The sequence below is a fragment of the Streptomyces sp. TLI_185 genome, assembly GCF_003814765.1.
Taxonomy (GTDB): domain Bacteria; phylum Actinomycetota; class Actinomycetes; order Streptomycetales; family Streptomycetaceae; genus Streptomyces.
The window spans coordinates 7,384,865-7,411,709 of sequence record NZ_RKRB01000001.1; the positions used below are offsets into that span (position 1 = coordinate 7,384,865).

General features: G+C 70.1%; 19 protein-coding genes. 14 read left to right on the plus strand and 5 right to left on the minus strand.

Translation table 11 applies throughout. The features are described 5' to 3' along the window. The first annotated feature begins 331 nt into the window (after positions 1-331). From EDD92_RS34175 to EDD92_RS51510, 9 genes are all read left to right on the plus strand, one after another. Positions 332-5,803 carry a HAMP domain-containing protein gene (locus EDD92_RS34175; protein ID WP_123967863.1) on the plus strand — a complete coding sequence of 1,824 codons (5,472 nt, stop codon included), beginning with the start codon at positions 332-334 and terminating at the stop codon, positions 5,801-5,803. Between the two features lie 244 nt (positions 5,804-6,047). After that, a complete protein-coding gene (locus tag EDD92_RS34180) occupies positions 6,048-6,731 on the plus strand; it encodes a two-component system response regulator (RefSeq protein WP_030947348.1) in 684 nt (227 codons plus the stop codon). 124 nt (positions 6,732-6,855) lie between these two features. Then, on the plus strand, positions 6,856-9,564 hold the full coding sequence (locus EDD92_RS34185) for a DNA translocase FtsK (protein ID WP_123967864.1): 2,709 nt from the start codon (positions 6,856-6,858) through the stop codon (positions 9,562-9,564). Between the two features lie 245 nt (positions 9,565-9,809). Then, positions 9,810-10,649 carry a helix-turn-helix domain-containing protein gene (locus tag EDD92_RS34190; protein ID WP_123967865.1) on the plus strand — a complete coding sequence of 280 codons (840 nt, stop codon included), beginning with the start codon at positions 9,810-9,812 and terminating at the stop codon, positions 10,647-10,649. A gap of 93 nt (positions 10,650-10,742) precedes the next feature. Next, positions 10,743-12,212 carry a 30S ribosomal protein S12 methylthiotransferase RimO gene (gene rimO / locus EDD92_RS34195; RefSeq protein WP_123967866.1) on the plus strand — a complete coding sequence of 490 codons (1,470 nt, stop codon included), beginning with the start codon at positions 10,743-10,745 and terminating at the stop codon, positions 12,210-12,212. Next, the gene (gene pgsA, locus EDD92_RS34200; RefSeq protein ID WP_123967867.1) at positions 12,209-12,931 is read left to right on the plus strand and encodes a CDP-diacylglycerol--glycerol-3-phosphate 3-phosphatidyltransferase; all 723 of its coding nucleotides are present in this window, start codon (positions 12,209-12,211) and stop codon (positions 12,929-12,931) included. The genes rimO and pgsA overlap by 4 nt, the downstream gene beginning before the upstream one ends. Then, positions 12,928-13,473 carry a CinA family protein gene (locus EDD92_RS34205; protein WP_123967868.1) on the plus strand — a complete coding sequence of 182 codons (546 nt, stop codon included), beginning with the start codon at positions 12,928-12,930 and terminating at the stop codon, positions 13,471-13,473. Before pgsA ends, EDD92_RS34205 begins: the two co-directional genes overlap by 4 nt. 109 nt (positions 13,474-13,582) lie before the next feature. After that, positions 13,583-13,957, plus strand: coding sequence for a helix-turn-helix domain-containing protein (locus EDD92_RS34210; protein ID WP_030947329.1), 375 nt, complete (start codon positions 13,583-13,585; stop codon positions 13,955-13,957). A gap of 256 nt (positions 13,958-14,213) precedes the next feature. Further along, positions 14,214-14,492 (plus strand): hypothetical protein, encoded by a 279-nt coding sequence (locus tag EDD92_RS51510; RefSeq protein ID WP_078912863.1) that lies wholly within the window; start codon positions 14,214-14,216, stop codon positions 14,490-14,492. Here the strand turns inward: EDD92_RS51510 and EDD92_RS34220 are convergent. Genes EDD92_RS34220 through EDD92_RS34230 form a run of 3 tightly spaced genes read right to left on the minus strand, consistent with a single transcriptional unit; the run spans position 14,440 to position 21,163 of the window. Next, complete coding sequence (locus EDD92_RS34220; RefSeq protein WP_123967869.1) at positions 14,440-15,204, minus strand: SDR family NAD(P)-dependent oxidoreductase; 765 nt, start codon at positions 15,202-15,204, stop codon at positions 14,440-14,442. The genes EDD92_RS51510 and EDD92_RS34220 overlap by 53 nt on opposite strands. Before the next feature lie 32 nt (positions 15,205-15,236). After that, positions 15,237-16,073: an Fpg/Nei family DNA glycosylase gene (locus EDD92_RS34225; protein WP_123967870.1), complete on the minus strand. Its 837-nt coding sequence runs from the start codon at positions 16,071-16,073 to the stop codon at positions 15,237-15,239. Positions 16,074-16,129: 56 nt separating this feature from the next. Continuing rightward, positions 16,130-21,163: an ATP-dependent helicase gene (locus EDD92_RS34230; RefSeq protein ID WP_123967871.1), complete on the minus strand. Its 5,034-nt coding sequence runs from the start codon at positions 21,161-21,163 to the stop codon at positions 16,130-16,132. A 312-nt stretch (positions 21,164-21,475) separates the two neighbouring features. Between EDD92_RS34230 and EDD92_RS34235 the strand changes: the two genes are divergently transcribed. From EDD92_RS34235 to EDD92_RS34245, 3 genes are read left to right on the plus strand one after another with little or no spacing between them, the layout of a single operon-like run. Beyond that, positions 21,476-22,441 (plus strand): AraC family transcriptional regulator, encoded by a 966-nt coding sequence (locus EDD92_RS34235; protein WP_123967872.1) that lies wholly within the window; start codon positions 21,476-21,478, stop codon positions 22,439-22,441. Continuing rightward, positions 22,342-23,103 (plus strand): AzlC family ABC transporter permease, encoded by a 762-nt coding sequence (locus EDD92_RS34240; protein ID WP_123967873.1) that lies wholly within the window; start codon positions 22,342-22,344, stop codon positions 23,101-23,103. Before EDD92_RS34235 ends, EDD92_RS34240 begins: the two co-directional genes overlap by 100 nt. After that, positions 23,100-23,408 carry an AzlD domain-containing protein gene (locus tag EDD92_RS34245; RefSeq protein ID WP_123967874.1) on the plus strand — a complete coding sequence of 103 codons (309 nt, stop codon included), beginning with the start codon at positions 23,100-23,102 and terminating at the stop codon, positions 23,406-23,408. The genes EDD92_RS34240 and EDD92_RS34245 overlap by 4 nt, the downstream gene beginning before the upstream one ends. An 11-nt stretch (positions 23,409-23,419) precedes the next feature. Here the strand turns inward: EDD92_RS34245 and EDD92_RS34250 are convergent, their stop codons facing one another. Next, a complete protein-coding gene (locus EDD92_RS34250) occupies positions 23,420-24,364 on the minus strand; it encodes a hypothetical protein (protein WP_123967875.1) in 945 nt (314 codons plus the stop codon). 80 nt (positions 24,365-24,444) lie between these two features. Between EDD92_RS34250 and EDD92_RS34255 the strand changes: the two genes are divergently transcribed. Together EDD92_RS34255 and EDD92_RS34260 are read left to right on the plus strand one after the other, a co-directional pair. After that, complete coding sequence (locus tag EDD92_RS34255) at positions 24,445-24,639, plus strand: DUF3046 domain-containing protein (RefSeq protein WP_123967876.1); 195 nt, start codon at positions 24,445-24,447, stop codon at positions 24,637-24,639. A gap of 60 nt (positions 24,640-24,699) precedes the next feature. Continuing rightward, on the plus strand, positions 24,700-25,968 hold the full coding sequence (locus EDD92_RS34260; protein WP_185124219.1) for an AI-2E family transporter: 1,269 nt from the start codon (positions 24,700-24,702) through the stop codon (positions 25,966-25,968). 30 nt (positions 25,969-25,998) lie between these two features. On the opposite strand, the gene EDD92_RS34265 is transcribed toward EDD92_RS34260, so the two are convergent. Continuing rightward, the gene (locus tag EDD92_RS34265) at positions 25,999-26,790 is read right to left on the minus strand and encodes a hypothetical protein (RefSeq protein ID WP_123967877.1); all 792 of its coding nucleotides are present in this window, start codon (positions 26,788-26,790) and stop codon (positions 25,999-26,001) included. Positions 26,791-26,845 lie beyond the last annotated feature (55 nt).

Genomic DNA, 26,845 nt, shown 5'->3' on the forward strand with positions numbered 1-26,845 from the left:
CCAGGCCGGACGGACCGGCGCGGCTGGACAGCCGCATGCAAGGTTACTTACCTTCGACGGCCATGCGGATGCCGGTCTGCAGTGTTTCCGCCCAGAGGGTGTGCGGACGATGTGCGAAGCTGCCGAACTGTTATGGCCGGGTTCAGGCAGGGTGAAACACTGGGCAAGCTTCTTGTGAAGGTCCGGCCAGGCCGAGTGGCTTCCGCGTGCAGTGGGCAGCAGCCCGTGGTGCGGCCTGGTACATCGGGCAGAAACAGGCAGCAGTAACTGGTACGTCCGGCGGTAGTACCGGAGCACAGCAGTAACGGTCGACCCCTGCGGGAGGGACACAGTGGAGTCTGGCGCAGCGACGCGGGGCACTAAGACGCGCGCGAAAGGCGGACAGTCCCTGAACAACCAGCGCAAACCGCGCGGAGGGACCACCGCGGTGGACACCGCGTCCTTGAACCGGCTGCTGGCGGCTCTCGTGGCGATGCGCGACGGGAACTTCCGCAAGCGGCTCACGGTGTCCGGGGACGGCGTGATGTCGGAGATCGCGGCGGTTTTCAATGAGGTGGCCGACCGCAATCTCCATCTGACGGGTGAGCTGTCGCGGGTGCGGCGCATGGTGGGCCGTGAGGGCAAGCTCACCGAGCGGCTGGAGACGGGCGCCTACGAGGGCTCGTGGGTGGCCGCCATCGAGGCTTCCAACGCGCTCGTGGACGATCTCGTACGGCCCGTCTCCGAGGTCGGCCGGGTGCTGTCCGCGGTCGCGGAGGGCGATCTCTCGCCCCGTATGGAGCTGCGGACGCAGGCGCCGGACGGGACCGGGCATCCGCTGCGCGGGGAGTTTCTCAAGGTCGGACGGACTGTAAACAACCTTGTCGACCAGCTGTCGACCTTCACCGACGAGGTCACGCGCGTGGCCAGCGAGGTGGGCACCGAGGGCAAGCTGGGCGGGCAGGCACGCGTGCGTGGCATGTCGGGTTCGTGGAAGGACCTCACGGACTCCGTCAACACGATGGCGTACCGGCTGACAGCCCAGGTGCGGGACATCGCCCTGGTGACGACCGCGGTGGCCAAGGGTGATCTGTCGCGGAAGGTCACCGTTCACGTCGCCGGCGAGATGCTGGAGTTGAAGAACACCGTCAACACGATGGTGGACCAGCTGTCGTCCTTCTCCTCCGAGGTGACGCGAGTCGCGCGCGAGGTGGGCACTGAGGGCGAGCTCGGCGGGCAGGCGCAGGTGCCGGGTGTGGCCGGTGTGTGGAAGGACCTCACCGATTCGGTGAACCTCATGGCCGGCAACCTGACGGCCCAGGTGCGCGGGATCGCCCAGGTCACCACAGCGGTCGCCAACGGTGACCTGTCGCAGAAGGTGACCGTGTCGGCGCGCGGCGAGGTGGCGCAGCTCGCGGACACGATCAACCAGATGACCGAGACGCTGCGGATCTTCGCGGACGAGGTCACGCGCGTGGCCAACGAGGTCGGCGCCGCGGGGCAGCTGGGCGGTCAGGCGAACGTGCCGGGCGCGGCGGGTACGTGGAAGGACTTGACGGACTCCGTCAACACGGTGTTCCGGAATCTGACCATTCAGGTGAGGGACATCGCGGCCGTCACCACGGCGGTGGCCAACGGTGACCTCTCCCAGAAGGTCACCGTCGACGTGGCCGGCGAGATGCTCGAGCTGAAGAACACCGTCAACGGCATGGTGGACCAGCTGTCGTCGTTCGGTTCCGAGGTCACGCGCGTGGCGCGCGAGGTCGGTGTCGAGGGTGAGCTGGGCGGGCAGGCGCAGGTGCCGGGCGCGGCCGGTACCTGGAAGGACCTGACCGACTCTGTCAACACCGCGTTCCGCAACCTCACCGGGCAGGTCCGCAACATCGCCCAGGTGACGACGGCGGTCGCCAACGGCGACCTGTCGCAGAAGGTCACCGTGGACGTTTCCGGCGAGATGCTCCAGCTGAAGAACACCGTGAACACGATGGTGGACCAGCTGTCGTCCTTCGCCGACCAGGTGACGCGGATGGCCCGGGACGTGGGCACGGAGGGCCGGCTGGGCGGTCAGGCGGTCGTACCGGGTGTGGCCGGTACCTGGAAGGAGCTCACCGACTCCGTCAACGGAATGGCCGGGAACCTTACGGCCCAGGTGCGCAACATCGCCCAGGTGACCACTGCGGTCGCTCAGGGTGACCTGTCCCAGAAGATCGACGTCGACGCGCGCGGCGAGATCCTGGAGCTGAAGAACACCATCAACACGATGGTCGACCAGCTCTCCGGGTTCGCCGACCAGGTGACCCGGGTCGCCCGCGAGGTGGGCACCGAGGGCCGCCTCGGCGGTCAGGCGCAGGTGCCCGGCGTGGCAGGCGTGTGGCGCGACCTGACCGACTCCGTGAACGGAATGGCAGGAAACCTTACGGCCCAGGTGCGCAATATCGCCCAGGTCGCCACCGCGGTCGCCCGCGGTGACCTCTCCCAGAAGATCACCGTGGACGCGCGCGGGGAGATCCTGGAGCTCAAGAACACCCTGAACACGATGGTGGACCAGCTGTCGTCGTTCGCGGAGGAGGTCACCAGGGTCGCCCGTGAGGTGGGCACGGAGGGGCAGCTCGGCGGGCAGGCCGAGGTGCAGGGTGTCTCCGGCACCTGGAAGGACCTCACACAGTCCGTGAACTTCATGGCGAACAACCTGACCATCCAGGTGCGCAACATCGCCGAGGTCACGACCGCGGTCGCCAAGGGCGACCTGTCCAAGAAGATCACTGTTGACGCGAAGGGCGAGATTCTCGAGCTCGTCACGACGGTCAACACGATGGTCGACCAGTTGTCCAGCTTCGCCGAGCAGGTGACCCGGGTGGCCCGCGAGGTGGGCACCGAGGGCATCCTGGGCGGCCAGGCGCACGTGCCGGGTGTCACGGGCATCTGGAAGGACCTCAGCGGCAACGTGAACCTGATGGCCAAGAACCTGACCATGCAGGTGCGGAACATCTCCCAGGTCGCGGCGGCCGTCGCCAACGGCGACCTGACGCGGACGGTGACGATCGAGGCGCGCGGCGAGGTCCAGCAGCTCGCCGACACCTTCAACACCATGGTGAAGACGCTGAGTTCGTTCGCCGACCAGGTCACCAAGGTGGCCCGCGAGGTGGGCACGGACGGCATCCTCGGCGGCCAGGCGCACGTACCGGGTGTGGCGGGTACGTGGAAGGACCTCACCGACTCCGTGAACGGCATGGCGTCCAACCTGACCGGGCAGGTGCGCAACATCGCCATGGTCACCACCGCCATCGCCAAGGGTGACTTGACCAAGAAGATCGACATTGACGCCCGCGGCGAGATCCTCGAGCTCAAGACGACGATCAACACGATGGTCGACCAGCTGTCCAGCTTCGCCGAGGAGGTCACCCGGGTGGCCCGCGAGGTGGGCACGGAAGGACAGCTCGGCGGTCAGGCACGCGTGCGTGACGTCGACGGCACCTGGCGCGACCTCACCGAGTCCGTGAACGAAATGGCAGGAAACCTTACCCGGCAGGTGCGCGCCATCGCGCGCGTGGCGACCGCGGTGACCCGCGGTGACCTAAACCTGAAGATCGACGTCGATGCGTCCGGCGAGATCCAGGAGCTCCAGGACTACATCAACAAGATGATCGCCAACCTGCGCGACACCACGATCGCCAACAAGGAGCAGGACTGGCTGAAGGGCAACCTCGCCCGTATCTCCGCGCTGATGCAGGGCCGCCGCGATCTGCAGGACGTGGCCTCCCTGATCATGAGCGAGCTGACGCCCGTGGTCTCGGCACAGCACGGCGCGTTCTTCGTGGCGATGCCGCTGATGGACGGCAAGGACCTGAACGCCGAGAGCGAGGACGCGTACGAGCTGCGCATGCTGGGGTCGTACGGCTATTCGATGGGCTCCATGCCGACGTCGTTCCGGCCGGGCGAGGCGCTGATCGGGACGGCCGCCGAGGAGAAGCGCACGATCCTGGTGGAGAACGCGCCCAGCGGCTATCTGAAGATCTCCTCCGGCCTCGGCGAGGCGCCGCCCGCACAAGTGATCGTTCTTCCGGTGCTGTTCGAGGGCAAGGTGCTCGGTGTCATCGAGCTGGCCTCCTTCAATCCCTTCACGCAGATCCAGAAGGACTTCCTCAACCAGATCGCCGAGATGATCGCGACCAGCGTCAACACGATCTCCGTCAACACCAAGACGGAGCAGCTGCTGAAGCAGTCGCAGGAGCTGACCGAGCAACTCCGGGAGCGCTCGGCCGAGTTGGAGAACCGGCAGAAGGCCCTCCAGGCGTCCAACGCCGAACTGGAGGAGAAGGCCGAACTGCTGGCCCAGCAGAACCGCGACATCGAGGTCAAGAACACCGAGATCGAGGAGGCGCGGCAGGTCCTGGAGGAGCGCGCCGAGCAGCTCGCCGTGTCGATGCGCTACAAGAGCGAGTTCCTCGCCAACATGTCGCACGAGCTGCGCACACCGCTCAACTCGCTGCTGATCCTGGCCAAGCTGCTCGCCGACAACGCGGACTCCAACCTCACTCCGAAGCAGGTCGAGTTCGCCGAGACCATCCATGGCGCAGGCTCCGACCTGCTCCAGCTGATCAACGACATCCTCGATCTGTCGAAGGTCGAGGCGGGCAAGATGGACGTCTCCCCGACGCGTATCGCGCTCGTTCAGCTCGTCGACTACGTGGAGGCCACCTTCCGGCCGCTGACCGCGGAGAAGGGCCTCGACCTGTCCGTACGGGTGTCGCCGGAGCTGCCCGCCACGCTGCACACCGACGAACAACGGCTGCTGCAGGTGCTGCGGAACCTGCTGTCCAACGCGGTGAAGTTCACCGACTCCGGGGCCGTGGAGCTGGTCATCCGGCCGGCCGGCCGGGAGGTGCCGATGGCGATCCGGGAGCAACTGCTCGAGGCCGGGTCGATGAGCGACCCGGATGCGGACCTGATCGCGTTCTCGGTGACCGACACGGGCATCGGTATCGCCGCCAGCAAGATGCGCGTGATCTTCGAGGCGTTCAAGCAGGCGGACGGCACGACGAGCCGCAAGTACGGCGGTACCGGTCTGGGGCTGTCGATCTCGCGGGAGATCGCGCAGCTGCTCGGCGGTGAGATCCACGCGCAGAGCGAGCCGGGACGCGGTTCGACGTTCACGCTGTATTTGCCGCTGCACCCCAGCGAACTGCCGCCGCAGGGCTACCAGCAGGCCCTGCCCTCCTTGAACGCAGGCGACCTGGTGGCCGCCTCGGACCTCGCCCATCTCTCCGAGGTGGAGATCGAGACTCCGGCCGAGGTGAAGTCGTACCGGGAGACGCAGAACGGCGCCGCCGCGCTCTTCAGGCGCCGCCGCAGGCACGGACTCGACGCCGACCAGCGTCTGGCGACTCAGGAGCAGTGGTCGGCCGCCGAGCAGGACGCTGCGCCGCAGGTGCACCGCGGCATCCGGTTCGGCGGCCAGAAGGTGCTGATCGTCGACGACGACATCCGCAACGTCTTCGCGTTGACCAGTGTGCTCGAGCAGCACGGGCTGTCCGTGCTGTACGCCGAGAACGGCCGAGAGGGCATCGAGGTCCTGGAACAGCACGACGACGTCGCGGTCGTCCTGATGGACATCATGATGCCCGAGATGGACGGCTACGCGACGACCACGGCGATCCGCAGGATGCCGCAGTTCGCGGGCCTGCCGATCATCGCGCTGACGGCGAAGGCGATGAAGGGCGACCGGGAGAAGGCGATCGAGTCGGGCGCCTCCGACTACGTGACGAAGCCGGTCGATCCCGATCACCTGCTGTCGGTGATGGAGCAGTGGATGCGGGGGGAGTGACGGGAACCATCGATGTTCACGCGGAGTTGCTGACTCAGTGTGGCCGAAGCCGTGTAGAAGTACGGGATTCGGGGAACCTTCTGGTCTCCCGCTACGTTTCTGCTACGTGCACAGTGACATCGCGGTGACAGGGTGTGTCGACAGGCGGGGTGCGGCTACGATGACCGGCACAAGGACGGGCGGCGAAAGGGAGTCGTCCCCAGGGGCGGCGCCCGGTGCACATCCGGGGCGAGGAGGGCGGGCCATGGTGCAGAAGGCCAAGATCCTCCTGGTCGATGACCGGCCGGAGAATCTGCTTGCGCTGGAGGCCATCCTCTCTGCGCTCGATCAGACGCTGGTGCGGGCATCGTCCGGGGAGGAAGCGCTCAAAGCACTGCTCACGGACGACTTCGCGGTCATTCTGCTGGACGTCCAGATGCCGGGAATGGACGGTTTCGAGACCGCCGCGCACATCAAGCGGCGAGAACGGACCCGGGACATCCCGATCATCTTCCTCACCGCGATCAACCACGGCCCGCACCACACCTTCCGTGGGTATGCGGCGGGTGCGGTCGACTACATCTCCAAGCCGTTCGACCCGTGGGTGCTGCGCGCGAAGGTCTCGGTGTTCGTCGAGCTGTACATGAAGAACTGCCAGCTGCGGGAGCAGGCGGCGCTGCTGCGGCTCCAGTTGGAGGGCGGTGGCGGCAAGGCCGCGGTGGGCGAGACCAAGGAGCCTGCCAGCCTGCTCGCCGAGCTGTCGGCGCGGCTCGCGGCGGTCGAGGAGCAGGCCGAGGCGCTGTCGAAGCAGCTCGACGACGAGTCGGCGGATGCGGCGGCCGTGGCGACCGCGGCCCATCTCGAACGCAAACTCACGGGATTGCGGCGGGCGCTGGACGCCTTGGAACCGGGCGCCGGCAGCGCGTCCTCGGTGTCCTCGCAGAACTGACCTCCGGGCGCGGACCAGTTGCGCATGAGGACGCGTCAGCTCTGCGCCCGCTTCAGGGCGACACGAACGGGTGAAGCAGTAGGCACACGTGTCCGCTGTCGCCTCCACCGGTAACCTCACCTCTATGGCCTCACGTCCCTCCGCTGCCAAGAAGCAGCCCGCGAAGAAGGCGGCGGCTCCGGCGAAGAAGGCCGCTGCGAAGAAGGCCCCGGCGAAGAAGGCCCCGGCCAGGAAAGCCGCGGCGAAGAAGTCGGCGCCACCGCCGAAGCCTGCGCCGAACCCGACCGGGGGCATCTACAAGCTAGTCCGCGCCCTCTGGCTCGGCGTCGCGCACGCCGTCGGCGCCGTCTTCCGGGGCATAGGGAACGGCGCCAAGAACCTCGACCCGGCACACCGCAAGGACGGTGTCGCCCTGCTGCTGCTCGGCATCGCGCTGATCGTGGCCGCGGGCACCTGGGCCGATCTGCGCGGGCCCGTGGCCGACCTCGTCGAGATCCTGGTGACCGGCTCCTTCGGCCGCCTTGACCTGCTCGTGCCGATACTGCTCGCGGTCATCGCCGTGCGCTTCATCCGCCACCCCGAGCAGCCCGAGGCCAACGGCCGCATCGTGATCGGCCTGTCGGCTCTCGTCATCGGTGTGCTCGGCCAGGTCCACATCGCCTGCGGGGCGCCCGCCCGCAGTGACGGCATGCAGGCGATAAGGGACGCCGGCGGCCTCATCGGCTGGGCGGCGGCCACCCCGCTGACGTACACGATGGGCGACGTCCTCGCCGTACCTCTGCTCGTGCTGCTGACGATCTTCGGGCTGCTCGTCGTCACGGCCACTCCCGTCAATGCCATTCCGCAGCGGCTGCGGCTGCTCGGCGTGAAGCTCGGGATCCTCCACGATCCGGAGGAGGACGAGTTCACCGACGACGAGCAGCGTTACGACGACCAGTGGCGCGAGGCGCTGCCGGCGCGCACGCGCAGGCGTGGTTCGGCCCCGGAGTCGTACGACCCCGACAGCGCGGAGCAGGAGGCCCTCTCGCGGCGTCGTGGCCGCCCGCGGAGGTCGGCGGTGCCGCAGCCCGACATGCAGCGCCCCATGGACGCCGTGGACGTCGCAGCGGCTGCAGCTGCCGCGCTCGACGGTGCCGTGATGCACGGTATGCCGCCCTCGCCGATCGTCGCCGACCTCACCCAGGGTGTGAGCGTCGGAGACCGCGAGGAGAGCACACCGACCCCCACGCCGGCACCGAAGGCCGTGCCGGCTGCGCGCCCCAAGCAGGAGAAGCTGAAGGTCGAGGTCGCGGATCTCACCAAGCCCGCCCCCGAGGCGCCCAGCGACCTGCCCGCCCGCGCCGAGCAGCTTCAGCTCTCCGGGGACATCACCTACTCCCTGCCCTCGCTCGACCTCCTCACGCGCGGCGGCCCCGGCAAGGCGCGCAGCGCGGCCAACGACGCAGTGGTCGCCTCGCTCACCAACGTCTTCACCGAGTTCAAGGTCGACGCCGCCGTCACCGGCTTCACTCGCGGACCGACGGTCACGCGTTACGAGGTCGAGCTCGGCCCCGCGGTGAAGGTCGAGCGGATCACCGCGCTGACCAAGAACATCGCGTACGCCGTCGCCAGCCCCGACGTGCGGATCATCAGCCCGATCCCCGGCAAGTCCGCGGTCGGCATCGAAATCCCGAACACCGACCGCGAGATGGTCAACCTCGGAGACGTGCTGCGCCTGGCGGCGGCGGCGGAGGACGACCATCCGATGCTGGTCGCGCTCGGCAAGGACGTCGAGGGCGGCTATGTGATGGCCAACCTCGCGAAGATGCCGCACGTCCTCGTGGCCGGAGCCACCGGTTCCGGTAAATCGTCGTGCATTAACTGCCTGATCACGTCAATCATGGTCCGCGCAACTCCCGAGGACGTCCGTATGGTCCTCGTCGACCCCAAGCGGGTCGAGCTGACCGCCTACGAGGGCATCCCGCACCTGATCACGCCGATCATCACCAACCCGAAGCGGGCCGCCGAGGCGCTCCAGTGGGTCGTACGGGAGATGGACCTCAGGTACGACGACCTGGCCGCGTTCGGATTCCGGCACATCGACGACTTCAACGAGGCCATCCGCAACGGCAAGGTGAAGCTGCCCGAAGGCAGTGAGCGGGAGCTGCAGCCGTACCCGTATCTGCTGGTGATCGTCGACGAGCTCGCCGACCTGATGATGGTCGCGCCGCGGGACGTCGAGGACGCGATCGTGCGCATCACGCAGCTCGCGCGCGCGGCGGGCATCCACCTGGTGCTCGCCACGCAGCGGCCCTCGGTCGACGTCGTCACCGGTCTGATCAAGGCGAACGTGCCCTCGCGGCTCGCGTTCGCCACCTCCTCGCTGGCCGACAGCCGCGTCATCCTCGACCAGCCGGGTGCCGAGAAGCTCATCGGCAAGGGCGACGGGTTGTTCCTGCCGATGGGTGCGAACAAGCCGACCCGTATGCAGGGCGCCTTCGTGACCGAGGAGGAGGTCGCGGCCGTCGTCCAGCACTGCAAGGACCAGATGGCGCCCGTCTTCCGGGACGACGTCACCGTGGGCACCAAGCAGAAGAAGGAGATCGACGAGGAGATCGGCGACGACCTCGACCTGCTGTGCCAGGCGGCCGAGCTGGTGGTGTCCACGCAGTTCGGGTCGACGTCCATGCTCCAGCGCAAACTGCGCGTCGGTTTCGCCAAGGCCGGGCGGCTCATGGACCTCATGGAGTCCAGGGGCATCGTCGGACCGAGCGAAGGGTCGAAAGCTCGTGATGTTCTTGTGAAGGCTGACGAGCTGGACGGCGTGCTCGCGGTGATCCGCGGGGAGGCTTGAGAAAGAGGCTCGCGCGGGAGGGCCACCGATGTCCGATCGTGACTCACCCGTAAGGGATCATTGAGCAACCGTTTCCCTTCCACGTACGTCAAGTTGAGGGAAGCGACAATCGCGCACCCCACCATCGGTGTGTCCGGCCATTCCGATGGGCTACAAAGTCCGACCGCCCGGTTGCCCCACCCTTTCGCACCCCCCATAGACTGAACCTCCAGCACAGGTGGCTTAAACGCTCGAAAGGCGCCCCCGTGTCCATCGGCAACTCCCCTGAAGACGAGCGTCCGTTCGAAGACGACCGCGCGGAAGCCGGCCACTCCATCGGCCATGCCCTCCGGCAGGCACGAATCGCGGCCGGGTTGACCGTCGACGACGTCACCAACGCCACCCGGGTCCGCATCGCCATCGTGCACGCCATCGAGGCGGACGACTTCGCCCCCTGCGGTGGCGACGTCTACGCCCGGGGTCACATCCGGACCCTGGCCAAGGCTGTCCACCTCGATCCGGCCCCCCTGCTCGCGCGGTACGACGCCGAACATGGCGGCCGCCCCGCCCCGACCCCGGCAGCCCCCCTCTTCGAGGCGGAACGCATCCGCCCCGACCGGCGCGGACCCAACTGGACCGCGGCCATGGTCGCCGCGATCGTCGCCGTGATCGGCTTCGTCGGCTTCACCGCGTTCAAGGGCGGCGACGACAACGGTGCGAAGACCCAGGTCGCCGAGGGATCCACGCCCTCGACCAGCAAGGCCGCCTCGCCCACGCCCAAGAGCAGCAAGTCCGACAACCCGAAGTCCAACCCCTCGGACAGTGCCATCGCGGCCGCGCCCCAGGACAAGGTGACCGTCCAGGTCAGCGCTGCCGACGGACGCAGCTGGATCTCGGCCAAGGACCACAACGGCCGACTGCTCTTCGACGGACTCCTCAAGCAGGGCGACTCCAAGACCTTCCAGGACAGCGAGAAGATCAACCTCGTCCTCGGCGACGCCGGCGCGATCCAGCTCTACGTCAACGGAAAGAAGATCGAGGACGACTTCCAGCCCGGCGCGGTCGAGCGCCTGACGTACACGAAGGGCGACCCCCAGGTCGGCTGACCGACCGGCACGGGGCATGTCCACACGGGGTTGGCCAAGATCGGCCAACCCCGTCGACGTGGGCTGTCAGTGAGACAAAGTAGTCTTGAGCGCATGCCTGAACGCCGTACCGTCGCACTCGTCACCCTTGGCTGCGCCCGTAACGAGGTGGACTCGGAGGAGCTCGCAGGCCGCTTGGAGGCGGACGGCTGGGACCTCGTGGAGGACGCCGCGGAAGCGGACGTCGCCGTCGTCAACACCTGTGGCTTCGTCGAGGCCGCCAAGAAGGACTCCGTCGACGCCCTCCTGGAGGCCAACGACCTCAAGGGCCACAGCAGAACCCAGGCCGTCGTGGCGGTGGGCTGCATGGCCGAGCGGTACGGCAAGGAGCTCGCCGAGGCCCTTCCCGAGGCCGACGGCGTACTCGGCTTCGACGACTACGCGGACATCTCCGACCGTCTGCAGACCATCCTGAACGGCGGCATCCACGCCTCCCACACCCCGCGCGACCGGCGAAAGCTGCTGCCGATCAGCCCCGCGGAGCGCCAGGACTCCGCGGCCGAGGTCGCGCTGCCCGGGCACGCTCCGGTGGATCTGCCGGACGGGCTGGCGCCCGCCTCCGGACCCCGTGCGCCCCTGCGCCGCCGGCTGGACGGCGCCCCCGTCGCCTCGGTGAAGCTCGCCTCCGGCTGCGACCGGCGCTGCTCCTTCTGTGCCATCCCGTCCTTCCGCGGCTCGTTCATCTCCCGCCGCCCGAGCGACGTGCTGAACGAGACCCGGTGGCTGGCCGAGCAGGGCGTCAAGGAGATCATGCTGGTCTCCGAGAACAACACCTCGTACGGCAAGGACCTCGGCGACATCCGCCTCCTGGAGTCGCTTCTGCCGGAGCTCGCCGAGGTCGACGGCCTCGAACGGGTGCGCGTGAGCTACCTCCAGCCGGCCGAGATGCGTCCCGGGCTGATCGACGTCCTGACCTCGACGCCGAAGATCGCCCCGTACTTCGACCTGTCCTTCCAGCACTCCGCCCCGGGCGTGCTGCGCGCGATGCGCCGCTTCGGCGACACCGACCGCTTCCTGGAGCTGCTCGACACCATCCGGAGCAAGGCCCCCCACGCGGGCGTGCGCTCCAACTTCATCGTGGGCTTCCCGGGCGAGAGCGCGGACGACCTGGCGGAGCTGGAGCGGTTCCTGAACGGCGCGCGGCTGGACGCCATCGGCGTCTTCGGCTACTCCGACGAGGAGGGCACGGAGGCGGCGACGTACGAGAACAAGCTGGACGAGGAGGTCGTCGCAGAGCGGCTGGCACGGGTCTCCCGGCTGGCCGAGGAACTCGTCTCGCAGCGTGCCGAGGAGCGCCTGGGTGAGACCGTGCACGTGCTCGTGGAGTCCGTGGACGAGGACGGCGTGTACGGCCGCGGGGCGCACCAGGCACCGGAGACGGACGGCCAGGTGCTGCTCACGAGCGGCGAAGGTCTGAGCGTCGGCCGTATGGTCGAGGCGAAGGTGGTCGGTACGGAAGGTGTCGACCTGGTGGCCGAGCCTGTGACGGGCTCGCTCGGGTGTAGTGAGGAGGCGGGCAGATGACCGGAGTACCGGCATCGGCGGCGAACGGCTCCTCCAAGGCGGATTCCCCGCCGGTCGGCCCCGCCGATTCCGACGCGCAGGCAGGCGCGAGGGGCCCGCGAGGCGGGAAGCTGGCTGCCGCGGCCGTCAACCAGGCCAGTGTCTGGAACATCGCCAACCTGCTCACCATGCTCCGGCTGCTCCTCGTACCCGGCTTCGTCGCGCTGATGCTGGCCGACGGCGGGTACGACCCGGCATGGCGCTCATTCGCCTGGGCGGCCTTCGCCGTCGCCATGATCACCGACCTCTTCGACGGTCATCTGGCGCGCACCTATGACCTCGTCACCGACTTCGGCAAGATCGCCGACCCCATCGCCGACAAGGCGATCATGGGCGCGGCGCTGATCTGTCTCTCCTCGCTGGGCGACCTGCCGTGGTGGGTGACGATCGTCATCCTGGGCCGGGAACTGGGGATCACGCTGCTGCGTTTCCTCGTCATCCGGTACGGCGTCATCCCGGCGAGCCGCGGCGGCAAGCTGAAGACGCTCACGCAGGGCGTGGCGGTGGGGATGTACGTCCTGGCGCTGACGGGCTGGCTGGCCACCCTGAGGTTCTGGGTGATGGCGGCGGCGGTCGTCCTGACCGTGGTGACCGGACTGGACTATGTAAGACAGGCCATTGTGCTGCGCAGGCAGGGAATCGCCGAGCGCAAGGCCGCGTTGGAGGAGACGGAAGCGTGAATTCTCCGGCCGCCGACGTCGTGCGACTACTGACGGTGAGGGGCGAGACCCTCGCGGTCGCCGAGTCCCTCACCGGCGGGCTGGTTGCGGCGGAAATCACAGCCGCCCCAGGAGCGTCCAAGGCGTTCCGTGGTTCGGTGACCGCCTACGCCACCGAGTTGAAGCACGAGCTGCTGGGCGTCGACGGCACGCTCCTGGCACAGCGCGGAGCGGTGGATCCGCAGGTCGCGGCCCAGATGGCGGTCGGGGTGCGCAGGGCGCTGGGCGCCGACTGGGGCATCGCCACGACCGGTGTCGCCGGCCCGGAACCGCAGGACGGGAAGCCCGTCGGGACGGTTTTCGTGGCCGTGGACGGCCCCCTCGGGGCGGATTCCGGTTCCGCCGGTGGCGGAAAAGTCGAGGCCCTGCGGTTGAACGGCGACCGTGCGGAAATTCGTATGGAGAGTGTACGGAGCGTACTCGCACTGCTCCTGAAGGAGCTTGCGAGCGAACAGTCCGGGAATGAGCTGGCACAGGATACGGAACAGAACGGGGGGTTTTGATGTTTGCAGCCCTGAGTGAACACGACATCGCTCCCCGCACGGCCGCAGCGCAAGGCGGTACGGTGGGGCGTGAAGGATGCGGCTACGCGGTCCGAGGAGGGAGCCACCGATGATTCTGCTCCGTCGCCTGCTGGGTGACGTGCTGCGTCGGCAGCGCCAGCGCCAGGGCCGTACTCTGCGCGAAGTCTCCTCGTCCGCCCGAGTCTCGCTCGGCTATCTCTCCGAGGTGGAGCGGGGGCAGAAGGAGGCTTCCTCCGAGCTGCTCTCCGCCATCTGCGACGCGCTGGACGTACGGATGTCCGAGCTCATGCGAGAAGTGAGCGACGAGCTCGCCCTCGCCGAGCTGGCCCAGTCTGCTGCGGCCACCGAGCCTGTGCCCGCGCCGGTTCGTCCGATGCTGGGTTCCGTGTCGGTGACCGGTGTGCCACCGGAACGGGTGACCATCAAGGCGCCCGCCGAGGCGGTGGACGTGGTCGCCGCGTGAGGTTCACGCGCGTGGCTGCGTGAGCCGACGTGCACGTTGCAAGGCCCCGGCCGGGGCTTCCCCAGGGAGAACTGGGGAGGTGCGGTCGGGGTTTTCGTGTTGTCGGGGCGCCTTGTACGGCTGCCCGGGTCCGTTTGCCGGTGCGGCTCGGGGCGGTCATGGTGGATGCCTGCGATGCGTTGCGCCCATGTGCCGTCGGTGCGCCCTTTCTGGGGGCGAAGGCGGCGGTCTAGCTTCGGGGCCGGAGGTGGCGTCCATGGCACGGCCGATAGTGCGCTGGGGGGCGTTTCTCGGGCTCGGGGTGCTGTGGTGGTGGGCTGTGCTGCGGCTTGTGTTTGCGCCCGGGGCCGGCGTGCTGGAGGGGGCGGTCGCTGCTGGGGGCTGGGGGCTGGGTCTGCTGCCGGTGCACTGTGTGCCGAAGGCACGGGCGACGGGCGCCGTGGGGGCAGGGCGGTGGCGGGTGGCCTGGCGGACGGCCCGCGTCACCACGGCATCGCCACCCCGCCGTTCGGACGCAGGATCTGGCCCGTCGTGAACGACGAGGCGTCGGACGCCAGAAACAGCACGGTGTGAGCGACGTCCTCCGGTTCGCCGACCCGGCCCAGCGGTGACATCCGGGCCATCAGCGCCTCGGTCTGCGCCTGTGCCTCGGCCTCGTGGCGGTCGGTCATGGGGGTACGGATCCAGCCCGGGGCGACCGCGTTGACCCGGATCCCGTGCCGGCCGACCTCGTTCGCCAGGGTCTTCGTCAGCTGGACGACGGCCGCCTTGGCCGCGCCGTAGCAGAGCAGGCCGGGACGGCCGGTGTCGACGGCGCTCGAGGCCATGGTGATGATGCTGCCGCCGGTCTTTCCGTCCAGCATCAGGCGAGCGGCCTCCTGGCAGGCGTACAGCACTCCCTTGAAGTTCACGCTCAGGACCCGGTCGAGGTCCTCGTCACGGGTCTCCAGGACCGGGCTGCTGTGCATGATTCCGGCGACCGCGGCCATCACGTCCAGGCGCCCGCAGGACTCGACGGCCTGGCTGAGCTGCTCCCGGTCGGTGACGTCGAGGTGGTGGACACGGGCGGTGCCGCCGGCGTCCTTGATCAGGGTCGCCGTCTCGTGCAGGCCCTGTGCGTCGCGATCGGCGCAGTGGACCGTGGCGCCCGCTTCGGCGAGCAGCATGGCCGAGGCGCGGCCGATGCCGCCGGCCGCTCCGGTGACGAATGCGGTGCGTCCGGTGAGTTCGTACGCCTTGACGGGCATGAAGGGACGGTACGAGGGTTTCTGACGGGTCGTCAATTGGTCGTACGGCGTGGAGTTCCGCGGAGTGGAGCGGCACCCGGCGCCGGTCCCGTCTGGCAGTTCGGGCACCAGTAGGTGGGACGTTCGCGGGAGCCGTCGCCCTGGTCGGCCACGCGGACGGAGGTGTGGCAGCGCAGACAGGGGCGGGGTGCGCGGCCGTACACGAACAGGTCTTGGCCGCGGCGGCCCGTCGTGGTGCGGACCGGGCGGTCGCGGTTGGCCTCCAGGAGCTTCTTGGCGAGCGCGGGCAGTTTCGCCGCGCGGTCGGCGGGCAGCGCACCGATGGGAAGCCAGGGCGTGGCGCCGAGCAGGAAGCAGAGCTCGCTCTTGTAGACATTGCCGATGCCGGCCAGGTTGCGCTGGTCCAGGAGAGCTTCGCCGAGGGGGCGGGCGGGGTCGGCCAGGAGGTTGGCGAGGGCCTGCTCCGGGTCCCAGTCCGGGCCGAGGAGGTCGGGGCCGAGGTGGCCGACGGCGCGCTGTTCGTCGGTGGTGCGCAGGAGGTCGAGGACGGGGAGGCGGTAGCCGACCGCTGTGCGGTCGGCGTTGCCCAGGATCACGCGGATCTGGTGGGACGGGCCGCCGGTCCAGCGCCGGCCGTTCGCGTACACCTTCCAGGAGCCGTCCATCCTCAGGTGGGAGTGGAGCGTCAGGCCGCCCTCGACACGCGTCAGGAGGTGCTTGCCGCGCGGGGTGACGTCCAGGACGGCACGGCCCGTGAGGTCGGTCGTGGCGTACTTGGGCACCCGGAAGTCGCTACGGGTCAGCACCTCGCCGGCGAGGGCCTCGTGCAGGCGTTTCGCCGTCTGCCAGACCGTGTCTCCTTCGGGCATGGGTCAAGGGTGTCACGGGTGGGCGCTCGTGGGCTCGGAGAGCGGGGCCCTTGCGGTTACGCCCGCAGCCGCAGGCCTCGTGGGGTTGCGATGAAGCCTGCTCCTTCCAGGAGGGTGCCGATGGGGGAGGTCAGGGCCGAGGCGCCGTTGACTCGCTCCACCGTGACGGTGCCGAGGGAACCTGCTCGGGCGGCTGCGGCCAGGGCCTGCGCGGCTGCCTGCAGGCGGGGGTCGTCGGTGGCGGTGCCTTCCGGGTCGGCGGGCCAGGCCAGCAGTGTCTTGCCGCCGCGCTCCATGTAGAGCGTCAGCTCACCGTCGACGAGGACCACCAGGGAGCCCGCCTTTCGGCCCGGCTTGTGCCCCGCGCCGGTCGGGGGCTCCGGCCAGGGGAGTGCCGCGCCGTACGCGTTCGCCGGATCGGCTGCGGCGAGGACGACGGCACGGGAGTCGGGGGTGGGGCGGGGTCGGCGATCGGGGAAGCCGGAGCCGTACGAGCCGGGGCCGTTTCGGGGGCCGCCTGTGCCCGGGGACGCGAGGTCGCGGGGCGAGATGTATTCGTCCCGCGAGGCGCGAGTGGGCGGGAGGCCGAAGTCGTCCTCGAAGCCGGTGATGTCGAACTCGGGCCGGTCCCGGCGGGCACGGTCCCCGCTCCGGGCGGTGCCGCTCCCCGAGTCGAAGCCGTCCGTCCAGTCGAAGGTGTCGGGATCGTCGGAGCCGTGTGGTGTGTGGCCGTGGGGCGTTCCGGCGCTGTGGTCGCCAGGCGCGGTGAAGGCGTGGGACGAGCCGAAGGGGTCGGCGGGGAAGCCGCTCGGCCTGCCCTCGGCCGACGGCTGCGGCAGGGTTTCACCGCGGTCACGGGCGTTGGACACCGCGCGCAGGCGGTCCACGGCGCCGTCCATCGCGAACTGGGCCGCGCCGAGCCCCTCCACCACATAGCCGCGCCGTGCCTGGCCGCTCTCCTCGAAGGCGGACAGGATGCGGTACGTCGCCGAGAAGCCGCCCTCGATGCCTTCCGCGGAGACGGCGCCCCGGGTGACCACGCCGTGCCGGTCGAGGAGGGTGCGGGCGACGGCGTGCGCCCGCACCGTCGGGTCGGCCTCGCGTGCCGGGAGCAGGGACCAGCGGCCGGCGACGGTCGGTGGACCGCTGCGGGAGGCGGGCCGGGCTGCGGCGGTCAGGGAGCCGTAGCGCCCGCGTGGGACGTTGCGCTTGGCACGGTGGGCCGTGGAGCCCGCGGTGCGGCCCGAGCCCAGCAGGGAGCGCATGGGGGCCAGCGTGTCGTTCGTGAGGTGTCCGGACCAGGCCAGGTCCCAGACAGTGTCGGCGAGTTGGGGATCGGTGACGTCGGGGTGGGTGGTCGCGCGGACCTGGTCGGCGATCTGGCGGAAGAACAGGCCGTAGCCCCCGGAGAGGGCGTCCAGTACGGACTGGTGGAGCGCCGTCACTTCCAGAGGGTGTGGTGGGGGCTGGAGCAGGGGAGCAGCGTCCGCCAGGTACAGGGAGACCCAGCCGTCCTTGCCCGGAAGGGCACCTGCGCCGGCCCAGACGACCTCTCCGACGGCGGTGAGCTCGTCGAGCATCGCGGGTGTGTAGTTGGCGACGCGGGACGGCAGCACCAGCTTCTCCAGGGCCGACGCGGGCACGGATGCACCCTGCAACTGCTCGACGGCACGCACCAGCCCGTCGGCACCGCGCAGCCCGTGCCCCTTGCCGATGTGCTGCCACTGCGGCAGGAACTGGGCGAGCGCGGCCGGTGCCACCGGCTCCAGCTCGTGCCGCAGCGCCGCCAGGGAACGACGGCGCAGTCGGCGCAGCACTGCCGCGTCGCACCACTCCTGGCCGATGCCCGCCGGATGGAACTCGCCCTGCACGACACGGCCGTTGGCCGCGAGGCGCTGCAGTGCGCCTTCCGTGACGGCCACGCCCAGGCCGAAGCGGGCCGCCGCTGTGGCCGATGTGAAGGGGCCGTGGGTGCGGGCGTAGCGGGCGAGGAGGTCGCCGAGGGGGTCCTTCACCGGCTCTGTGAAGGCCTCCGGGACGCCGACCGGCAGGGCAGTGCCGAGGGCGTCGCGCAGGCGGCCCGCGTCCTCGATCGCCGCCCAGTGGTCCGCGCCGGCGATACGGACCTTGATCGCGCGGCGGGCGCCGGCCAGCTCCTGCGCCCAGTGCGGCTCCGCGCCGCGCTCGGCCAGCTCCGCGTCCGTGAGCGGGCCGAGCAGGCGCAGGAGGTCGGCGACACCCTCGGCGTCCTTGACGCGCCGGTCCTCGGTGAGCCACTGGAGCTCCCGCTCCAGCTCGGTCAGCACCTCGGCGTCGAGCAGTTCGCGCAGCTCCGCCTGGCCCAGCAGCTCGGCCAGCAGCCGCGAGTCCAGGGAGAGCGCGGCGGCGCGGCGCTCGGCGAGCGGTGAGTCCCCCTCGTAGAGGAACTGGGCGACGTACCCGAACAGGAGGGAGCGGGCGAAGGGGGAGGGCTCGGGGGTGGTGACCTCGACCAGGCGCACCTTGCGGGATTCCAGGTCGCCCATCAGCTCGACCAGTCCTGGGACGTCGAAGACGTCCTGGAGGCACTCGCGGACCGCTTCCAGGACGATCGGGAACGAGCCGAACTCGCTGGCCACCTGGAGCAGTTGGGAAGCGCGCTGGCGCTGCTGCCACAACGGGGTGCGCTTGCCCGGGTTACGGCGCGGCAGCAGCAGCGCGCGGGCTGCGCACTCGCGGAATCGGGATGCGAACAGGGCGGAGCTGCCCACCTGGTCGGTGACGACCTGGTCGACCTCCCCCTTGTCGAAGACGACGTCCGCGGCGCCGACGGGCGCCTGATCTGCGTCGTACTCCGTGCCCGCCTTCATCGGCTCCTGGTCGAGCAGGTCCAGGCCCATCAGGTCGGCGTCCGGGAGGCGGAGCACGATGCCGTCGTCGGCGTGCATGACCTGGGCGTCCATGCCGTACCGCTCGGAGAGCTTGGCGCCGAGGGCGAGTGCCCACGGCGCGTGTACCTGGGCGCCGAAGGGGGAGTGGACGACGACCCGCCAGTCGCCGAGCTCGTCGCGGAAGCGCTCCACGACGATGGTGCGGTCGTCCGGGACGTGGCCGCAGGCCTCGCGCTGCTCGTCCAGATAGGACAGGACGTTGTCCGCGGCCCAGGCGTCCAGGCCCGCCGCGAGGAGGCGCAGGCGGGCGTCCTCCTTGGGCAGCGAGCCGACCTCGCGGAGGAACTGGCCCACCGCGCGGCCCAGTTCGAGCGGGCGGCCGAGCTGGTCGCCCTTCCAGAAGGGGAGCCGGCCCGGTACGCCCGGCGCGGGGGAGACCAGGACGCGGTCGCGCGTGATGTCCTCAATGCGCCAGGAGCTGGTGCCGAGCGTGAAGACATCGCCCACACGCGACTCGTAGACCATCTCCTCGTCGAGCTCGCCGACCCGGCCGCCGCCCTTCTTGGGGTCGGCTCCGGCGAGGAAGACCCCGAAGAGTCCGCGGTCGGGGATGGTGCCGCCGGAGGTGACGGCGAGGCGCTGAGCGCCGGGGCGGCCGGTGACCGTGCCGGCGACGCGGTCCCACACCACGCGCGGGCGAAGCTCGGCGAACGCGTCGGACGGGTAGCGGCCCGCGAGCATGTCGAGGACCGCCGTGAACGCCGACTCCGGGAGCGAGGCGAAGGGGGCGGCCCGGCGGACCGTGGCGAGCAGGTCGTCGACCTGCCAGGTGTCCAGGGCTGTCATCGCCACGAGTTGCTGTGCCAGCACGTCCAAGGGGTTGGCGGGGACCTTCAGGGATTCGATGGAGCCGGTGCGCATGCGCTCGGTGACCACCGCCGCCTGGACGAGGTCGCCTCGGTACTTCGGGAAGACCACGCCGGTGGAGACCGCGCCCACCTGGTGGCCCGCGCGGCCCACGCGCTGCAGGCCGGAGGCGACGGAGGGCGGGGACTCCACTTGGACGACGAGGTCCACGGCACCCATGTCGATGCCCAGCTCGAGGCTGGAGGTGGCGACCACGGCGGGCAGACGGCCCGCCTTGAGGTCCTCCTCGACGAGGGCCCGCTGCTCCTTGGAGACCGAGCCGTGGTGGGCACGGGCGATGACGGGCGGTGCGCCCTGCGCGGCTCCGGAGCCGCCCATGAGCTCGGCGGGGGCGTGGTGCTCGTCCAGGGTTTCGCCGGTGGCCCGCTCGTACGCGATCTCGTTGAGCCTGTTGCACAGACGCTCCGCGAGGCGACGGGAGTTGGCGAACACGATCGTGGAACGGTGGGCCTGGACGAGGTCGGTGATCCGCTCCTCGACATGCGGCCAGATCGACGGGCGCTCCGTGCCCTCCGATCCGTCGGCGACCGGGGAGCCGCCCAGCTCGCCCAGGTCCTCGACCGGGACGACGACCGAGAGGTCGAACTCCTTGCCCGACTTCGGCTGGACGATCTCCACTTTGCGGCGCGGTGAGAGGTAGCGCGCGACCTCGTCGACCGGGCGGACCGTCGCCGACAGGCCGATGCGGCGGGCCGGCTTCGGCAGGATCTCGTCCAGCCGCTCCAGGGAGAGCGCGAGGTGCGCGCCGCGCTTGGTGCCCGCCACCGCGTGCACCTCGTCGAGGATCACCGTCTCGATGCCGGTCAGTGCGTCGCGCGTGGCCGACGTCAGCATCAGGAACAGCGACTCCGGGGTGGTGATCAGGATGTCCGGGGGCCGGGTGGACAGGGCGCGGCGCTCGGCGGCTGGGGTGTCGCCGGAGCGGATGCCCACTTTCACCTCGGGCTCGGGCAGGCCCCGGCGCACGGATTCCTGGCGGATACCCGTCAGGGGGCTGCGGAGGTTGCGCTCGACGTCGACCGCGAGGGCCTTGAGCGGCGACACGTACAGGACGCGGCAGCGCTTCCTGGGGTCTGCGGGCGGCGGTGTCGACGCCAGCTGGTCCAGGGCGGCTAGGAACGCGGCCAGGGTCTTGCCGGAACCGGTGGGGGCGACCACCAGCACGTCCGAGCCTTCTCTGATGGCCTGCCACGCGCCCGCCTGGGCCGCGGTGGGCGCGGAGAAGGCCCCCGTGAACCAGCCGCGGGTCGCGGGGGAGAAGCCGTCGAGGGCTCGGTGTGCGGAGCTGACCATGCGTCCATCCTGCACCCGCCCACTGACAATGGCTCTGGCCTGCGGGTTCGCTGTGCGGCGCTGCGCTGTGCTGGGCCTGGTCCTGGGCCGGGCGCGATTTGGTTCGTCGTGGGTCGGGGCCGCGGCGGTGCAGCGAGCCCGCCGCCCGCGGTGGATCTGCCTGGTGTCCGAGGGGGCCGGCGGTGGGATGACGTGAGCGGCGGGCTGCGCCGCACCGCCGCGACCCGCTCCTGCGCGTCGGCGGCTGCGGGTGGGTGGGGGTGGGTGCGGACGTGGGGGCTGCTTTGTATCGGGCTGGCGGAGAATGGAGGTATGGCGGGGTCGGGGAAGGAGTTGGCTCGGTACTGGCAGTACGCCGAGCTGCCCGGGGTCGATCTGCTGCGAGCCCGGTACATCCGCAAGGAGTTCGTGCGGCATACGCACGAGGCCTTCGTCATCGCTGCCATCGCCGACGGGGTCGAGGTCTTTCACCATCGCGGGGCCGATCAGTACGCGGGAGCGGGGGCGCTCGCGTTGGTCAATCCGGACACCCCGCACACAGGGAGGGCCGGTGTGCCCGAGGGTTGGCGGTACGGGGCCGTGTATCCGTCGCCGGAGGTGGTGGCCGAGATCGCGGCCGAGACCACGTTCATTCGGGGGACGCCCGGGTTCGTCACTCCGGTGCTCGACGATCCGTACACCGTGGGGCTTGTGCATCAGGTGCTGCGTGCCGCGGAGGACGGTAATGCGCTGGCCGCCGACACGCTGCTGCGGGTCGCGGTGACGAGGCTGCTACGGCTCAATGGCGGGTTGTTGCCGCAGCGCGAGGTGCGGACGGCGGGTGCCCGGATTGCGGCACGCGCGCGTGCCGTGCTGGAGGAGCGGCTGGCCGAGCCTCCGACCCTGGAGAGGCTTGCGGCCGATCTCGGCACCAGTCCGTTCGCTTTGCTGCGGGCGTTCCGGGACGTCTACGGGATGCCGCCGCACGCCTGGCTCACGGACGCGCGGGTACGGCGGGCGCGGCGGCTGCTGGACGCCGGTACGACGCCCGCGGAGGCTGCCGTCGCCGTCGGGTTTACCGATCAGCCGCACCTTAACCGGCACTTCACCCGGATCGTCGGCGTGCCCCCTGGGGCGTATCGGCGTGAGCGCAAGAACGTACAAGACGCGCGAGGGCGACTCCTCCTACCGTCCGATGCGTGGCAGAACAGACAGCTCTCGCAGGCAAACGTCCGGAAGACGGAGGAAAGGCGGACTCCACCGTCGTACGGGATGCGCTCGGAGTCGGAGTCGCCGTAGGACTGTCCGGCTTCGCCTTCGGGGTGACCTCGGCCGGCAGCGGGCTCACGCTGCTGCAGAGCTGTGCGCTCAGCCTCCTGGTGTTCACCGGTGCATCCCAGTTCGCCCTGGTGGGGGCGCTCGCGGCCGGGGGCAACCCGCTCACGGCAGCGGCGGGCGCCTTCTTCCTGGGCGTGCGCAACGCCTTCTACGGGCTCCGTCTGTCCCAGTTGCTGGCCCTCCCGCGCGCGGTGCGGCCGTTCGCGGCCCAGTGGGTCATCGACGAGACGACCGCGGTCGCGCTGGCGCAGCCCACGCGGCGGGCGACGCGCATCGGTTTCGCCGTCACCGGGCTCAGTCTGTACCTGCTGTGGAACCTCACCACGTTCCTCGGTGCACTGGGCGCCGACGCCATCGGGGACACCGACGCATGGGGCCTCGACGCCGCCGGGCCGGCCGTCTTCCTCGCTCTGCTCGCGCCGATGCTCAAGACCACCACCGAGCGCGCGGTGGCCGGCTTCGCCGTCCTTCTGGGGCTCGGTCTGCTGCCCGTGCTGCCCGCCGGAGTGCCCGTCCTGGTGGCCGCGCTGGCAGCGCCCGCCGTTCTCTGCCTGGAGGGCCGCCGCAGGGGCACGTCACGCAAGGAAGCACAGGAGACCGACGTACCAGAGGAAGACCGTTGAACACCTGGATCGCGATCGGCGCGACCGCCCTGGGCTGTTACGCCGTCAAGCTCGCCGGACTGCTCGTACCCGCGGGTGCGCTCGAGAAGCCGCTCGTCAGGCGTCTGGCCGCGCTGTTGCCGGTGGCCCTTCTCGCCGCCCTCACGGCCCAGCAGACCTTTGCCGACGGGCACGCCCTGGTGCTCGACGCGCGGGTTGCAGGGCTCGCCGCAGCCGCCGTGGCGCTGGTCCTGCGCGCCCCGTTCCTGCTCGTGGTGGCGGCTGCCGTCGTGGTGACCGCCGGGGTGCGTGCCATGGGCGGGTGACGGCTCCCGGGTCAGCCGATGGGACGCCCGTGCGCCCTGAGGGTGTGAAGCGCCTCGATCGTCGCCATGGGGCGAGCCTCGAGGGTGGTCCCCGGTGCCCACTGGCGCCACCGGACAGGCCAGCCGCCGTCCTCGTGCTGTGCGTCCGCGAGGAAGTCGAGGGAGCGTGTCATCTCCGCATCCGTGAACCACGCGCGCGCCAGAGAGCTCGGCGTCTTCGCGTAGTCGTGCGGGAAGTGGTGCTCACCGGGCGCGTAGCCGGGGGCGACCGGGTACGCGTCGAGGCGGTCGGGCTCCAGAGCCGCGAGGCGGTGTTCGCGTACCAGGCGGCCGAGGCGGTCGGCAGCCGCCTCCGCGCGCGGGCGGTCGGGAGCGGAGTCCAGGAAGGCCACGGCGGCCTCGATCTCGTAGGGGTGGGACTTCTCCAGCGACTCGACCGCATGCCAGCAGAAGTCCGTGGCCCTGAACAGCCAGGCGTGCCACACCTCGTTGCGGTGCAGCAGGCCCACCACCGGCCCCGTGGTGAGGAGTTCGCTGGGCGGATTGTCCACGATCGGCATGAAGGGGGCCGCCGGATAGCCGCGCTGGCCGGGATGGATCGCCGGCAGGGCACCGTCCGTCGTGGACACGGCGGTCAGATAGCGGCACACGCGCTCCACCCGCTGTCCGCCACAGCGCCCGATGGCGTCCAGAACACGCAGCGCGTGCACGGTGTGCAGCGGCTGGCTGACGGGGCCGCGCAGATCGGGCTCCAGCGCGTGGCCGTACCCGCCGTCCTCGTTGCGGTACGCGTCCAGCGCGGTCTCCACCGGGTCGGCGCCCCCGTTCAGGAAGTGGTAAGCGAAGAGGCGCTGTTCCAGCACGCGCGCGGTGAGCCAGACGAAGTGCTCGGCGCGGAAGAGCGGGGAGCGAGCCGGGGGAGTGGCAGGGAGTGGGGAAGCTCCTGTTTCGGACATGCGTCAGACCGTAGGGCGGAAAGCGGTCTCGGCAAGGGGTCCCGGCTCAGGCCCACCCCCAGGGGCGGGATACTGGAGTCATGCGGTTGACGGTCTTCTGGCAGCGGATGGCGGATCACTTCGGTCCGGGATACGCCGACACCTTCGCACGCGACCACGTGATGACGGAGCTCGGCGGTCGCACGGTGCACGGGGCGCTGGACGCAGGCTGGGATGCCAAGGACGTGTGGCGGGTGGTCTGCACGGTCATGGACGTTCCGCGGGAGAAGCACTGATCGGTCACGAAGATCGCAGGACGGTAGTTGATTGTCAGACCAGTGGGCGAGACTTGATCCGTGGCACCCACTGACGAGGCCGGGCAGACGGCCCAGCACGCATCCCCGCTCGGCACGACGCCGCCCGGTCGGCCCCCGGCCGACGCCGCCGGGCCGAGCGCCCGCATGCCGCGCTGGCTGCCGCGAGCCGTGGTGCTCGTCCTCGCCCTCTACGCGGCTTTCCAGCTGGGCACTTGGGCCTTCCATCAGCTCACCGGCCTGCTGATCAATATTCTCATCGCGTTCTTCCTGGCTCTGGCCGTCGAGCCCGCGGTGAGCTGGATGGCCTCGCGCGGCATACGCAGGGGGCTGGCGACAGGCTTCGTCTTCCTGGCCGTAATGATCATGGCGGCGGGCTTCGTCACCCTGCTCGGTTCCATGCTCGCGGGTCAGATCATCAAGATCGTCGAGGAGTTCCCGAACTACCTCGACTCCGTCATCAACTGGATCAACACGCACTTCCACACCGAGCTCAGACGCGTTGACGTCCAGGAGGGCCTGCTCCGCTCCAACTGGCTGCGCAACTACGTGCAGAACAGCGCCACCGGTGTGCTGGACGTGTCCGCCCAGGTCATCGGCGGTCTCTTCCAGCTGCTGACGATCACGCTGTTCTCGTTCTACTTCGCCGCCGACGGCCCGCGGCTGCGCCGCGCGATCTGCTCCGTCCTGCCGCCCGCGCGCCAGGCCGAGGTGCTGCGTGCGTGGGAGATCGCCGTCAACAAGACCGGCGGTTACATCTACTCGCGCGGCCTGATGGCGCTCATCTCCGGCATAGCGCACTACATCCTGCTGCAGATCCTGGGTGTGCCGTACGCGCCCGTGCTCGGCGTCTGGGTGGGCCTGGTCTCCCAGTTCATCCCGACCATCGGCACCTACCTCGCGGGCGCCCTGCCCATGCTGATCGCCTTCACGGTCGATCCCTGGTACGCGCTGTGGGTGCTGATCTTCGTCGTGGTGTACCAGCAGTTCGAGAACTACATGCTGCAGCCCAAGCTGACCGCGAAGACCGTCGACATCCACCCCGCCGTCGCCTTCGGTTCGGTCATCGCCGGCACCGCGCTCCTCGGCGCCGTCGGCGCGCTGATCGCCATCCCTGCGGTCGCCACGCTGCAGGCGTTCCTGGGGGCGTACGTGAAGCGGTACGCCGTCACGGACGACCCTCGTGTCCACGGGCACCGGAGAGGCGGATCAGGGCCGGGTCTGCTCGCGCGCGCGAGGCAGTTGTGGATACGGCGGCCGGGACCGGCACAGGACGAAGCGGTGGAAGCCGGGGAGGGTTCCTCCTCCTGAGGCACGGCCCGATGGGCGGGCGTCACCGGCTCAGTACGTGAGAACGGCCCACACCCCGGCGCCGATGACGGCAGCCACGTAGCAACCGGTCGCCGCGGCCACGATCCGCCTCCGCACCGGCTCGCTCCAGGACGTGCCGGACAGCAGCCGGGCCAGCACCGGCAGGACGAGGACCGCGTGCAGGCTGACTCCGTGCAGCGGCTTGAGCGGGGCCGTCGAGTGGTAGGCCGCCTGCTGGTGGCCGGTACGGGTGAGCACGACACCGCGCGCGATCATCGCGGCGCCCGAAGCGAGCGCGACGAGAAGGATCGCGAAGCCGGAGCGCACCGCGAGCGCCATCCCCGCGGGACCTGCGGGCCGATGCCGGAACGAGGTGACGGCGAACACGGTGAGCAGCACTACGAGGACACCACCACCCACCGCGAGCGTCATGGACACCGCGGTGTCGAACGGGGTCTCCATGTCGAGGTGAGAGGGCACCCGGCGCCAGGCCTGAAGGGTGATACCGCCGACCTCCACGACGCAGTCGGCGGCGAACACGACGAGCAGCAGGGCGCGCAGCCGCGAACCGATGCGCAGATACGACGTCACCCAGGTCACCGCGATCAGCGTCGCCCCGAAGGACAGCCCGAACGTGACGGGCTTGCGCCAGGAGACGGGCCCGTACCAGGCGCCGCCGTCGACGGCGAACACCACCAGGTGCACGAGGCCGGAGAGGATCAGGAGAAGGCCGACGGCGTGGCAGAGGCGCTCCGCCGGGCGGGATCCCGACCACCAGGCCACCGGTGCCGACGGGTGCGTCGGCACCGTAAAGGCTGTCATCAGGCCCGCGCTCCCCTCCGTAGCGCGACTTCCGCGTGCTGCCCTGTCGCCCTCT